This window comes from Hydrogenophaga sp. FW305-3-2-15-A-LB1, assembly GCF_058787875.1.
Genome location: NZ_JBYTAE010000116.1, coordinates 1 through 13,481, shown reverse-complemented (window position 1 = coordinate 13,481; position 13,481 = coordinate 1). Strand labels below are relative to the sequence as shown.

Here is a 13,481-nt window from a genome sequence, read left to right as displayed (position 1 = left end):
CCAAGGCTCATTTGTTTCATGTCGTCAATGTCTCACATCACGCAGGCACAGCGGAGGTTGTGCAGACCTTCCCTAGGTTTATGTGTTGTCTGGAGTGACCCCATGCGGCTGGACCACCGGAGTCAGATCTAAGCCGCTTGCTGGACCAGTTGATCTTCGAACTCGTTGGGTGACCTGTAGCCGAGTGCTGAATGCAGGCGCTTGGCGTTGTAGACCTCTTCAATGAACCTCGGCAATCGCGTGGCGACATCGTCGAAGGTCTCATAGCCGCTGATGTAGACCTCTTCGACCTTGAGCGTCTTCATGAAGCTCTCGGCCTGCGCATTGTGGTACGGGTTGCCAGGCGAACTCATGGAACCTTGTAGTCCAGCTTCCTGCAGAGCCCGGCGGTAGGTCTCACTTGCGTATTGCGCTCCGCGGTCGGTGTGGAAGATGCAGCCGACCGGAGGTTGCCGGCTTTGCACGGCGGATCTCAGCGCGGCCAGGGCCAACGTCGTATCGATATTGCGCGAGATCGCGTAGCCCACCACCTTGCGACTGCACGCATCCAGGATCGCGGCCAGGTAGCAGAACCCCGAGGCGATCCGGATGTAGGTGAAGTCAGCGACCCACACGACGTTCGGCCGAGTCGGGATGACGTTGCGGTACAGGTTCGGGAAGATCGGCGAGTTGTGCTTGCTGTCGGTGGTGCGAACGAAGCGCCTGCGCGGCTTGATGCCCATGCCTTGCGCCTTCATGACGCGCGCGACCCGCTTGTGATTGACTACATGGCCGCGGCGACGCAACTCGTGCGTCACGCGCCGGTACCCGTAGCCAGGCAACTCGTCCTGAATGATTCCAATCAGCTCGGTGAGCCTGGCATCGCTCAAATTCTCGTTGGCTGCCGTCGAGCGGTAGTAGAAGGTGCTGCGCGGCAGATCGATCACTTGGCACCCCCGCCGGATGGAGCAGGCTTGGGGCCGGTGACGATCGACAAGTTCTCGTTGTCGCTCACGAGGCGTAGGCGTGGCGTTTTTTTGACCAGGTCCAGTTCCATGGTGAGCTGGCCAACCTTGCGCTCGAGGGCTGCGATCTTCGCTTCGTACTCCGAGATGACCGACGCCTCCGCCTCTTCAGTGCTGAGCTCTCCTCTGTCGTACTGGGTCAGCCAGAGCTGAATCAGGTTGGTCGACAGGGTGTACTTCCTCGCCGCATCGCGCCGGCCGATAGCGCCGCTTCGGATGTCCTGGCAAAGCTGGATCTTGAACTCCGGCGCATGGCGCCGATACGTGCCTCTTGATGACATGACCTTCTCCTGGTTGAAGGCCCGGTCAGCGTATCAGTTCTGCTTTGCCCGGTGGTCCAGCCGCATGGGGTCACTCCAATTTAGGGTCAGAGATCGACGGAATTCAACACCGACACGCTCGGAAGGCTCTGGCCCAACCTTGACTTCAGCGGTGAACAAGCAGAAATTGCCTTGGGCGTTAGCCAGGAAGCTGCGCGGTCTGGCGGTGCTCCTACAGGTGGACTACGTGTGGCTTGGGAGCCGCCGTATGACCTGGTGGTGAGTATCGGGGCGCCCGCGCCACAAGGAGCTTCGCCCTCCATCCAAGTGGGGGCCGATGGCTGGCACGTGGCTTTTGGTGAAGGCGCCACATGTGGAGAGAGTCTGAACCCTGTTGGGCCTGCCTTTGCAGCAGGTCTGGCCGCAGCACAGGTCTTTCGTAGCTGCTTTGAGCGTGAGCTGACTGGTTCCGGCGCAAAGCCCCTAGGTAGCTGGGTCACGGATGTGCGAGAACTGTTCAATGCACAAGGTCTCGAGCTCGCGGACATCGACCTAGGGGAAACGCATGTCTTTGGTGTTGGTGCCGTAACCCACGGGATGGCCTGGCTGCTGGAGAAATGGCCCAGGAAGATTACCGGGGACTTGAACCTCGTCGACAGCGACAACTACGGGTCGGGCAATGGGCAGCGTTATGCCTTTATGAGACCGGGGAGCGCCGGGACGTCAAAGGTCGAGGCAATCGCGGAGCGTTTGCGCGGACACGCGCAGCTGACAGTGACGCCTCACAGCAAGGATATGAACACCTATTGCCAAGACCACGGCTACAAGCGACCCCTCGAGCGTGTTGTCACCGGCTTGGACTCCGAAGAGGCTCGTCGACAGGCTGCATTGAAGTGCCCGAAACGCACTATCAATATGTGGACGAGCGAGAGCTACATCGGCGCAGGACAGTATGTTCCAGGCCAAGGACGCGGATGCCTCTTTTGCGCCTACCCTGAACCTGTCGACAACCCAATGGATGAGGTGGCAAGGTTCCACAGGCATACGGGATTGAATCCAGAAGTCGTTCGCGAACTGCTTTCCTCATCTCGAGAACTCACTGCTCAGGAGGCGCATAAAGTCTCAACAGAAAAGGACATACCTCTCGAGCGCATACAGGGTGAACCCCTGCGTTCTGTCTTGCCTGTGCTGTGCGCCACAGGCCGGGTTCTTCGAGACGATGCCAAGGGCGCCCTCGATGTGCCGTTCTCGTTCTCTTCGCTCTTGGCCGGCGTTGCTGGTTTCATCATGCTGTTGCGCGATGTACAGCTGAACGCTGATGTCAGCGACGGCTGGAATCAGCATGTGTTCAAGACGCCGTCACCCTTGATGATGAATCCGCAGCAGCGGCACCTTCGCTGTGTGCGCTGCGCTGCGGCCGAGTTGCTCGAGGCGACGCCCGCCCAGAACTAGTCGGAGATGGCAAATACCGGTAACGGCGTTACAAAAAGTAGCTTGACCCGGCTGTGTGCGCGCGATGCTGGCCAGCTTGGAGACGGATAGGGTCGCCGAAATTAAAGTGGAGGAAACATGGCTTTGGATGTGTATGACATCGAGGGACAAGTCGCCCTGCTGTCTGGCATACCGACAGTCCCTCCCGTGCTCAAGTTGTTGCGCGACCAAACCGGAATGTCCTTCGTTGGAATCGCTCGAGTTACACGAGAGCGTTGGGTTTTGTGTTCGGTACTCGATGAAGGTGGTTTTGGCCTCTCGCCTGGCGACGAACTGGATGTCAACACCACCTTGTGCGTGGCTCAGCTCGACAAACCGGCCACCATCGCGTTCGACGACGCTCGTCGAGACCCGACCTACTTCAATCACCAGGCACCTCGTCTCTACGGTTTCCGAAGCCACATATCGGCCGCTATTCACCTGGCTGATGGAAGCTACTTCGGGTCGCTCTGTGCGCTCGATGCACGTCCAGTCAGCATCAATACCGAGCGCAGTATCGGCATGGTCGAGGGCTTGGCCGCGCTCATTGGGCGGCTCCTGGACGACGCGCTCCTCCATGGATGGACTATGCGAGAGCTTGCCGACGAGAAGGCTACTGGGATTTCAAGGGAGCAATTTCTCGCGGTTGTGGCTCACGATATTCGGAATCCGCTATCCACGATGCACAACTCAAGCAGCATCCTCGAGCGCAGCAACGACACAGCAATCAGGAAGGTCGGCGCAATGTTGCACGCTAGCGCGGGGAGGATGAGCGGCCTCGTCGATGACCTGGTCGACTTCGCACGAGGTCGTGCAGGCATCTCCATGCCCGTCCGACTGGCCGGCTATGCCGATATAGATGTGCTCATGGAAGCCGTCATCCAGGAGGCGAGAGACGGTAATCCGGGCCGAGAGATTCGAGCCAGTCTGAACATCAGCTGTCCTGTTCGCTGCGACCCAGAACGTCTGCAGCAAATGCTCTCCAATCTCATCGGCAATGCGCTGACCTACGGCGCCACCGACATGCCCATCACGGTGGAGACAGCCGAGAGCAAAGGCGTCGCCACTTTGGTGGTCACAAACTGGGGGGCACCCATTGCGGACCACCAGCTGGCCCGAGTGTTTGATGCATATGCGCGCGACAGCGTTGCGCGAGATGACGCCAGCATGGGCCTGGGCCTTCACATCTGCCAGCTTATTGCGGTCGCGCATGGTGGCAAGCTGAGCGTCACTTCGGATGCGCAGTTGGGAACTCGATTCGAGATGAGCTGGCCTTCCGCGTGTGATGAAGTTTCCGACTCCAGCCATTCACAAGAAGACGTCAGATAGCGTCGGCGGCCACACTCTCAGACCACTTTCTCTCTCACGGCGTACACTGGCCTTCGCTCGCTTGTCCAGGCTCTGCCGGCGCCGCAACCGAGAACGCAAAGGTTCGGCATGCTAAGTGTCCCTGCCACCGGCACGGTAGACGACGTCATCGTTGAGGTCGCGACGTCAACAAGCGAGGGGCCGCATCCGGAAATTGGCACCGCTCTGTTAGCGCTTTCCAAGGCGTTGAAGGACGAGCCACGAGCAGTGATGCGCCTTCTCGTGGAGTCGGCAATGTCCCTGACATCGGCTCAATCGTGTGGCATTAGCCTACTTGAAGCGAGCGAGAAAAGCTTTCGTTGGGTCGCTACCTGCGGCGAGTTCGAGCAGTACCTGAACTCTGAGTTGCCGCGAGAGTTCAGCCCTTGCGGAACCGTGCTTGACAGGCAGCACGCCCTGCTGATGACTCGGCCCGAACGCTACTACGGCTACGTCGCTGATATCAAGCCGCCTGTTCATACCCTACTTCTTGTGCCTTTCTGCCAGGACGACAAGCTCGTGGGCACCATCTGGGTCGTCAAGCACACACCAGGGGAGACGTTCGACTCACGGGACCTCCAGTCGGTCAAGGCTCTGGCGGATTTCGCTTCTGCGATTTTCGAGAGTGCCTCCTTGGTCAGCAGGTTGCGGAAGGACGAAGAGCGAGCCGGCCTCATGCTTCAAAAGAGTGAAGATTCTCGCCGTCTTCTCGAGGTTGGATTCCAACATGCGCCCGGATTTTTCGCTCTGCTGCGAGGAGAGAAACATGTTTTCGAGCTCGCGAACGAGGCCTACGCTCGCCTCGTGGGCAAAAGCGAGCTGGTTGGCAAGTCGGTGCTTGAGGCCATCCCAGAACTCGCAGGTCAAGGTTTCGATGCGTTGCTAGACCGCGTCTTCAAGACGGGTGAGCCTTATGTCGGCGCAGATGTGAAGGTCGACCTTGTTGACGCTGAGGGCACGCCCTACGTGCGATATGTTGACTTCGTCTACCAGCCTCTGCTGGACCAAGAGCATTCGGTCATCGGCATCTTCATCCAGGGCAACGACGTCACACAACAGCACCTCGCAATTCAGCAGTTGCAAGTGGAAAACGACAACAAGGAGAAATTCCTCAGCGTGTTGTCCCATGAGCTTAAGAACCCCTTGTCATCAATCAGGCTTGCCGCGCAACTGCTCCGACACACCCATGGCAAGGATGACGCAAGACAGCAAAAAGCCACTCTGACGCTCGACAACCAGACCGCCGTTTTGTCGAGGCTGGTGAATGACTTGGTCGATGTCGAAAGTATTCGCGTCGGGAAGTTTCAACTGGATGTTGAAGACGTCCGCCTTCAGAGCGTGTTTGCTAGCGCAATTGAGTCGACACAGCAGCACATTGCGTTCAGAGGGCACACGCTGGAGGTCCTGGTAGGCAACGACCCCCTCCTGGTGCGGGGTGATGTCATTCGTCTCGTACAGGTTTTCACCAACCTTCTCACGAACGCGTCGAAGTACTCGGCCGAAGGCAGCAACATCGTCATAAAGGCATCCAGCGTCGACGGTGTAGTCGTGACCGAAGTTGTCGATGAAGGCATCGGTATCGAAAGCGACTTCTTGCCCCACATATTTGACGTCTACACCCAGGCCCAGAAAACCGACGCGTTTCATCGCGGAGGTATGGGGCTCGGGCTAGCGCTTGTTCGACAGCTCGTTGAGCTCCATCAGGGGAGCGTCGTAGCGAAGAGTGGTGGCCTGGGTAAAGGTGCAAGCTTCATCGTCACACTCCCTGCGGCCGTCTCTCCAGGGTCGTAATACCGGTCGTTCCGGAAAAAGTTCTGGTTGGGAAGTGCTACACGCGTGGCCGTTTTCGCAGAGCGCTAAGCGCCCGCGAGTGTTAGCCCAGGCTCAAATGCCGACCGAGGATTGAACTTGATGAGCAGCTCACAGCGCACCCGCGCAGAGTTGATTCGCCGAACCAACGGTGTATCTGCTGTGACGTTGGCGTCTCCTTCGAGCCGGGAGCGCGTCTGGCTCTCGTGCAGAGCGTCCACGGCGCGAGACCAATCTTTGAGCGCATCGCGCAGCTCAGCATTTGGAGAGAACACTGGCGCGTTGTGAACTAAGGACGTTTCCATTCTTCTCATGTGTATCGACCGTGCGCGCGCTGGAAGCGGGCGATGATTGCTGCGTGGGATGATGGTCACATTTGGATGTGACAAGGAGGTTTCAGGTTGGCGCCCACCTCTCGCACGGGTCGGCACTTTGAAACCGAGCACGCTCGCTCCGACAATACCGGACGCCCTTTCAATACGCGTCGCGCATATGAGTGGCGCCAGGGCGGCTGGCGCATCTTTGATACGGCAAGCTGAGAACGGAGCACCAACTTGTTCGAGAACACCAAATGGCGTCCACGCCCGATGTCACTTCCTAGTTGGCCAAAGCAGTACGTAGCGTTTTCTTGACACTGTGCGCCCAACTCGCACCTTGCCGAAGTGTTGCGATAGTGGCGGTAGGCACCTGTGCAAAGAAGAGTGACTCGTCAAAGTCGCACAGTTCAAGGACGTACTTGAGCCTGTGCTCTCTCAGTCGACGGTCACCCCGCGTGACTGAGCCGCTTTCACCAGTTTGTCGGAAGAACTCAGCAGCCTCACGAACATGGTCCAAAAAAGTTGCCTCAAGAGCTGGAATCGCGCGACTGAAGCGAGATCTCAGTCTTTCATCGGCGGCATCTTTGGAGACAACGAATCCCCAGGGCCTAGAGCCTGAGGCAATGTCAACGCACATGGCCTCTGTTCGAGTCAGTCCAAAGTTTCTTGCTATGCGGAGGCGATGAGCTACGCCGGGATCCAGACGAGCGATTGTGTCAATCGCGTCGAAGGCTCTTTTCCTTTCTCCGCGAATTGGAAGCACGAACGTGCCCAAGAGATTCCGTGCAATCGCGTCACCTTGGTTCGCTGCCAGCGTCATCCAATGCATGCCAGCCTCAAACGCCTCGATGTCGAGCGCCGATTTCAATATTGATGCTCCCAGTTGACGTTGCGCGCAGGGGTCCCCACTTGAAGCAGCCTTCTCCAGGAAGAACCTGGCAGCTTGTGGATTGGCGACTGACCCCTGGCCATACGCATGTACCCGATAGAGTAGCAACCACGCCTCCTCAATCCCAGCGTCTGCCGCGCGAAAGAGCAGAGCTGTTCCGCCACGGACGTTCCGCTTTGGGGTCAAACTGGCGGACCACGCAAACACCGAATCGATGCCGCATAGGGCGCGACCCAAGACCAAGGCGGCAGATGAGTTGCCCCGCTTCACGCAGTCTTCCAGCATCGACTGCAGTCGACCACTATCCATCTGCGGCAACGTCATGCGCTGGTTTTGGGTTGCGACCAGCGCAATGCACACAGCATCACAGAGTTCCGGGGTTTGTTCCACTTCCATTGAAACCGCGTATTCCATGACACGAGCAGCAATATCCAGGTCGCCACTCTTTACAGCCGACGACAGTGCTTGAGTCATCGTTCCACTAGCGTCTATCTCAGGGAGAGAGGCAAGTGTAGACATGGCGACCTTCATTGAGTCTTCTTTGCCGCCCGATAGCGCGTTCATTGCTGCTGCCGCATGTTGGCATCCGTCTGCGCTCGCTTGGCCCCACAGACGGTGAACGGAATCCACCTCTCTATGTGTCAGCGCGCGCCAAAATCCTAGCTTGAGGCGCGCGGAAGCTGCACCACCGTTTGCTGCTGATGCAAGCACAACCACAAGACTCCGTCGAACCAGTTCGCTCAGCGGCAGCGCGTCAGCGATGATTCTTGCCGACAGCTCAGAGTCCGCTAAAGAGGGATGCGAAAGGTACTTGAGCCCGAGGTCGATGTACTGCGAAAACCCGTCAGTACCCAGCAAGTAGCGTTGCCCGAGTTCGCAAAGAGCATCGCGGTCGCCTTGCTTCGCAAGTGTCAGCAGCTGTACGTCTTGTCGTCGCATTCTTTCCCGTGCGGTTAGATGGTCTCGCGTCTCATGTCGCACCATTGCGGACACTTGTGACCGTTCACCGGGAAATCTATCTACGAGGTGGTTTCCAAACTGTGGCGTGCTCATTACGCATGCGTCACGAGGCTGTTACGTGACGCGCGTCGTGTTGGTGTGAGCATCGATGTTCCGCTGCAGCTCATACCTTGACGTCGTCAAGAGCTCTGTCGAGATTCTCGTGGCGCTGACCACCGCGCTATGCAGGTGCAGATTTCTAACGACAAGGTGACTTCGTTTTAACCAAGACGCAAGCATCTAGAAACTTGTCCCTCAGTAGATTCCTCTCGCGACGTTGCGCACGTTCGAGCGGTGACGCCAGGATGTACCTTGTCCGTTGACGAACGGGATTGCCTTGCGCGAGATGACTCGCCGTGAGTGGCCGTTTGCTCTACGTCGCCTCCTCCTGCGAACACGACCTTCTTCTTAACCACTTCATTTGTGCTTTCGTGGCTACGGAGGAAGGTGTTGAGCTTGAGGACGTCGCAGAGTCCGACTATGCGATGAGACCAGCATGCCGCTTTGGAATTCGAAGAAATCTCAATCAAAATTGAAAACAAGTGCCGCTTCTAGCCGCCGGCTAGGGAGTGCTCTGACGAGTCATCGCGAGTTGGAAGCACATTCAACTTTGCAAAGCCTCATGGTCGTGTTACGACCCTTGCTCATTCCCATGGCGTGCATGCTGGCCTTGCTGTGGATATCCCGTTTCGCAATGTCATTCTGGCAGGCGAGTCGTATTTCGGAGGCTGACGCGTGGGGGCACCTCCTGCTTGAGGGTCTCCGATTCGACCTGGTTCTTATTGGCATGATTTGGGTGTTTCCCGTAGCTGCAACACCTTGGATGGCGCTGTATCGTGGCAGCCGTCTTTGGTGGTCGACCTTTCTTCGCTGCTACGGCGGAGTGGCAGTGCTGCTGGTGGCTTTCATGGAGCTGGCCACACCAGCCTTCATTGGTCAGTACGACAGCCGCCCCAACTACCTCTTTGTCGAGTACCTCGGCTATGGAAAGGAAGTGGGTGGCACGCTCTTAAAGGACTATTGGCCACATCTGCTTTTCACCGCAGTCCTTCTCCCCCTTCTGGCATTGGTTTACTGGCGGATGAGCAAACCCGTACGTGCCTCCGCTCAGCTGCGTCTATGGCAAACGCCGTTGCTCTCGGTCTTGCTCTTTGCAGTGTTGGCGGTAAGCGCTCGGGGAGCTCTTGGCCACCGAGCGGCCAACCCGGCAACTGCTGCAGTGACGACCGACCACCTGGTCAACGAGCTTCCACTGAGCTCCCTTTACACAGTCAGCTATGCGATTTATCAGTCAAGAAAGGCTGAAGAAGGTGGCATCACGTATGCGGAGATTCCCGAGTCAAAGGTCATAGAAATCGTTCGCCGTGAAACAGGCCTTCCCTCGACTGCATTTCGAGACCCTTCGGTGCCCTTGCGCCATCAGATAGCGAGCTTGCAGCCGCGAGCGCGGCCGCTAAACCTAGTGCTTATCCTGGAGGAGAGCCTCGGTGCCGAGTTCGTAGGGCGGCTTGGAGGTCTTCCACTCACTCCCAACCTTGACCGCCTAGCGGATGAGGGCATTTGGTTTGAAAACCTTTATGCAACAGGAACTCGCTCAGTGCGGGGGATTGAAGCAGTAGTAGCTGGCTTTCCACCGACGGCTGCGGTAAGCACCGTGAAGTTGGCAAAGTCCCAACGTGACTTTTTTACCCTCGCCGGATTCTTGAAGCCGCATGGCTACACGTCGACGTTCTTCTACGGTGGCGAGTCGCATTTTGACAATATGCGAAGCTACTTCATGGGCAATGGCTTTGACCGTGTAGTAGAGCAAAAGGACATGCCGAAGAGCGCGTTTATAGGTACTTGGGGCGCATCCGATGGTGACCTTTTCGAACTCGCTCATCAGCAATTCACTCAGCAGCCTAAGGACAAGCCATTCTTCGGTCTGGTGCTCAGTTCCTCAAATCACTCACCATTCGAGTTTCCGGACGGCAACTTCGACTTGTATGAGCAACCAAGAAGCACGGTCAACAACGCTGTGAAGTATGCGGACCATGCACTTGGACGCTTCTTCGAGAAGGCCAAGTCTTCTGAGTACTGGCAAAACACACTCTTCCTCGTGGTGGCTGACCACAACTCAAGAGTGTATGGACCGTCCGTGATACCGGTCGAACGCTTTCACATCCCAGGTCTCATTCTTGGAGGCGCGATTCGCTCGCCGGAACGCATAGCGTCCATCGCAAGTCAGATAGACCTTGCACCTACCCTGGTGTCGATGATGGGTCTAAGCGGGGAGAGCCCCTGGATGGGCCGGGATATGAGTGACCCAGCTCAACGCGCGCGAGTGGGTCGAGCCATTCTGCAGTTCGACAAGATCCAGGCATACATGGAGGGCGACCGCCTGGCAGTGTTGCAGCCAGACCGTCCGGCCAGGGTCATGCGCTACGCCAAAGGGGTGTTGAGTGATTTGCCGGAAGGCGACCCAGGACTGGTGGAGACCGCACAAGCGCATGCTCGATACGCCCAATGGGCATATCAACGTCAATGGCATCGCTGAGTCGAGGTGGAGACGTCTCGCGGGTACGCTGACTCTGCGGGGAGCATCAGGCGTTGTTCGCAAAGCACGATATGGCGCACGGGGCGTCACTCATGGACCGCATTGACTGTCAGTAGTACCACCTGAAGTGGCTCGGGCGTACCTGTCCATTGCTTTCCTTAGGGGTTCGCACCCGTTCTCCGACGCGATGCCTAAGGCGCTTCTCTTTCATGCGCGAGCCTTCAGCGTGAGCTGCACACAGCAAATTGCTCCGGTCCGCCACAGAACTCTCTGCCTCTAGAGCGCATGCCGCTTTGACTTCTTTTAGGGCTAGAGCACTGCAATCTCGTGCATAGATTTCTTGGCTGTGATGAGCGCGAGTGCGGCGAGCCCGTGGACGACAGCATACAGATGGCGCCTGTTGTAAGAGAAATCACTTGCGATTGTTTCTGCAACTCGGGGTCGACCTGCTTCATTCCACGTCGTGCCCATAGCCTACGTATCGCACCAAGTTTTCTTGCAGCCAGTGGCTGCGACGAGAGCAGTTGGAGGTGCGTACCAAACCCAAACTAGGAGCAATCAATATGAACAGGAAAATGCTGACGCTCGCTGCGCTGGCAGCTGTGTCCACCGTCGCAAGCGCCCAATCCTCTGTGACGCTGTTTGGCGTTGTCGACGCTGCGGTGCGTTCGGTGAAGAACGGATCTGCCGGGTCGCAAACTCAACTTGCTTCTGGCGACAACATGACCAGTCGCTGGGGCCTGCGCGGCGTGGAAGACCTCGGTGGTGGCTTGAGAGCCAGCTTCCACCTCGAATCACAGTTCGCCGTGGACACGGGTACAGCGGACCCCGCAAAGTTCTTTGGCCGCCGCTCGACAGTGAGTCTGAGTGGTGGATTCGGTGAAGTCCGACTGGGTCGTGACTACACCCCCACTTTCATGAACGGCCTGGGCGACGAATTTGGAATCGTGGGTATTGGCTCACGCGGCATCTTCCTCTATGGAGCTGGCTCGAACCTGGGCAGCGTGGCCAGCACGGTTCTCCGCGCGGACAATGCAATCAGCTACCTGCTGCCCGCCATGGGTGGCGTGTATGGCCAGATTCAAGTCGCGCCAAGCGAAGGAATTGTGGGCAACCGCTATACGGGTGGTGGGCTCGGATACAAGAACTCGGCGATGGACGTTGGTGTGGCATACGGTGTAACCGATGTCGGAACGCCTTCCGACTTCAAACACTACAACGTCAAGTTCAACTATATGTTTGGCTTTGCAACGTTGCACACGCTGTATGACGTGAAGACCTGGGGTGACCGTAAGACGCAGGACATCTCCATCGGCGCCAGCGTTCCTGTTGCCACCGGCACCATCCGCGTTGGCTACACGCGCGCCAATCGTTCTGGTGGTCCAGTGGGCTCTGGCTATGCAGACGGCGACGACAGCAGTCGTCTGGCAATCGGGTACGTGCATGACCTGTCGAAGCGTACGGCACTCTACACCACGTATAGCCGCATCAGCAACGACGGCGCTGCCCGTAGTTCTGTCCTCGGAACGCCTCCTGCCGGTATGCTGGGAGGTGAAAACTCCTCCGGCTTCGAAGTGGGCCTGCGCCACACCTTCTAAGCAGATACCCCGATTCTCGGGGTGACCTCGGGTTCTTCTTGCACGCAGATTGGCCGGTATGGCAGGTCTGCGTGCTTTTTCGTGTGCGAGCAGCGATGAACTCGCCTTCCTCCTGAGCAACATGACGGATTTGTCATTCTTCAATCTCAATGTTGTAGGAGCCTCGTTTTTAAAGTTGATGTCGGTTCTTGAGGGCAACCCTGCCTAGCTCAAGGGTCAGTTCCATTCACTATTGAGGTTCCAAATGAAAGCACTTTCAACACTCCGTATCGCAGCAATCGCAGTCGCACTCACCAGCACTCTGGGTGCAGTGTCTGCAGCTGAAACGTTCCGCAATGGTCAGTCGGTCCAAGGCCAGTCGGCTAGCACGGATGCTGGCTCGAGAATCGTGGACGTTGAAGCAACCAAGTACGCCAACGTCAAGTATGGGGAAACGGTCTCCTTTGTGGGCTCAGGCGGTAAGAAGTTTTCGTGGACCTTCAATGGTTTGGATGGCCGCTCCTGGGATCTCGCCCAGTTCGCACCTGCCGGGTTTACGAGCAAGGACTATCGTGTTTACGTGGCCAAGAGTCCGTTGTATCGCCGTTGATTGGTGGCCACCAGTACCTGGCTCGTGGGCCAGTAGCTCAGGTTCATGTCCTAACCACAGTGAGATGGGATGGCGGTGACGGTTGCTTGAGCGCGACCTATCCACCGCCTTTCATAGGCTCCGCTCCGGACTTGGACCCTAGCAGGCGCTTTATCGTCTAAAAGCGCATCGCCCTGGGGTCCGGGCCGGACTCCTTGTCGAAGGGATGTCGTTTACCCCGGAGTGCAACAGCCCTCTGTCAGCCGAATTACATGTTCGTCACATTCCAGATTGAAGAACTTCACGTGCCAAACTGCCGGCCCTTGGAGACGGTCGCCGTATGAAGGGGTCGCTTCAGAAAACGGAAAATAAAGCACGCTAAGCCGGTTGGAGCGGACGTAGCGGCCTGAACTTGCCCGCGCCGATCTTGGCGCTGCTGCGCCACAGGTAGTCACCGGTCAGGTTGATGTGCTCCCAGCCGAGCGGCGACAGGTACTGCAACAGCGCCTCATCGACGGCATGCCCGTTGCCGCGCAGCGCATGCGCTGCGCGCTCCAGGTAGACCGTGTTCCACAACACGACAGCCGCTGTCACCAGGTTAAGGCCGCTAGGGAAGGTCTGCACAACGCTCGCCGCCATGGGCCCTGATGCGCGATGTTTCAGATGGCGAGAGATGCGGCGCGA

Annotated in this window: 10 protein-coding genes; 6 read left to right on the top strand and 4 right to left on the bottom strand. The window is 57.7% G+C overall.

Annotation, left to right across the window (positions count from 1 at the left end; genetic code table 11):
* Positions 1-128: 128 nt before the first annotated feature.
* Complete coding sequence (locus AC3WPZ_RS25825) at positions 129-944, bottom strand: IS3 family transposase (RefSeq protein ID WP_492442242.1); 816 nt, start codon at positions 942-944, stop codon at positions 129-131.
* Positions 923-1,285 (bottom strand): transposase, encoded by a 363-nt coding sequence (locus AC3WPZ_RS25820; protein ID WP_492442240.1) that lies wholly within the window; start codon positions 1,283-1,285, stop codon positions 923-925. Before AC3WPZ_RS25820 ends, AC3WPZ_RS25825 begins: the two co-directional genes overlap by 22 nt.
* A gap of 327 nt (positions 1,286-1,612) precedes the next feature.
* Between AC3WPZ_RS25820 and AC3WPZ_RS25815 the strand changes: the two genes are divergently transcribed.
* The 3 genes from AC3WPZ_RS25815 (at position 1,613) to AC3WPZ_RS25805 (ending at position 5,872) form a co-directional block, all read left to right on the top strand.
* On the top strand, positions 1,613-2,716 hold the full coding sequence (locus tag AC3WPZ_RS25815) for a ThiF family adenylyltransferase (RefSeq protein WP_492442238.1): 1,104 nt from the start codon (positions 1,613-1,615) through the stop codon (positions 2,714-2,716).
* 117 nt (positions 2,717-2,833) lie between these two features.
* Complete coding sequence (locus AC3WPZ_RS25810; RefSeq protein ID WP_492442236.1) at positions 2,834-4,063, top strand: sensor histidine kinase; 1,230 nt, start codon at positions 2,834-2,836, stop codon at positions 4,061-4,063.
* Between the two features lie 249 nt (positions 4,064-4,312).
* The gene (locus tag AC3WPZ_RS25805; protein WP_492442234.1) at positions 4,313-5,872 is read left to right on the top strand and encodes a GAF domain-containing sensor histidine kinase; all 1,560 of its coding nucleotides are present in this window, start codon (positions 4,313-4,315) and stop codon (positions 5,870-5,872) included.
* A gap of 615 nt (positions 5,873-6,487) precedes the next feature.
* Here AC3WPZ_RS25805 and AC3WPZ_RS25800 read toward each other — a convergent pair.
* Positions 6,488-8,035, bottom strand: a complete 1,548-nt coding sequence (locus AC3WPZ_RS25800) for a tetratricopeptide repeat protein (RefSeq protein WP_488929315.1) — start codon at positions 8,033-8,035, stop codon at positions 6,488-6,490.
* 721 nt (positions 8,036-8,756) lie between these two features.
* Here AC3WPZ_RS25800 and AC3WPZ_RS25795 point away from each other — a divergent pair.
* From AC3WPZ_RS25795 to AC3WPZ_RS25785, 3 genes are all read left to right on the top strand, one after another.
* Positions 8,757-10,631 carry an LTA synthase family protein gene (locus AC3WPZ_RS25795; RefSeq protein ID WP_492442231.1) on the top strand — a complete coding sequence of 625 codons (1,875 nt, stop codon included), beginning with the start codon at positions 8,757-8,759 and terminating at the stop codon, positions 10,629-10,631.
* Between the two features lie 563 nt (positions 10,632-11,194).
* Positions 11,195-12,229 carry a porin gene (locus tag AC3WPZ_RS25790; RefSeq protein ID WP_444691273.1) on the top strand — a complete coding sequence of 345 codons (1,035 nt, stop codon included), beginning with the start codon at positions 11,195-11,197 and terminating at the stop codon, positions 12,227-12,229.
* 244 nt (positions 12,230-12,473) lie between these two features.
* Entirely contained in the window at positions 12,474-12,818 is a 345-nt protein-coding gene (locus AC3WPZ_RS25785; RefSeq protein WP_492442229.1) for a CzcE family metal-binding protein, read from the top strand.
* 357 nt (positions 12,819-13,175) lie between these two features.
* Here the strand turns inward: AC3WPZ_RS25785 and AC3WPZ_RS25780 are convergent.
* On the bottom strand, positions 13,176-13,481 hold a 306-nt coding region (locus AC3WPZ_RS25780; RefSeq protein ID WP_492442227.1), incomplete at its 5' end, for a Tn3 family transposase.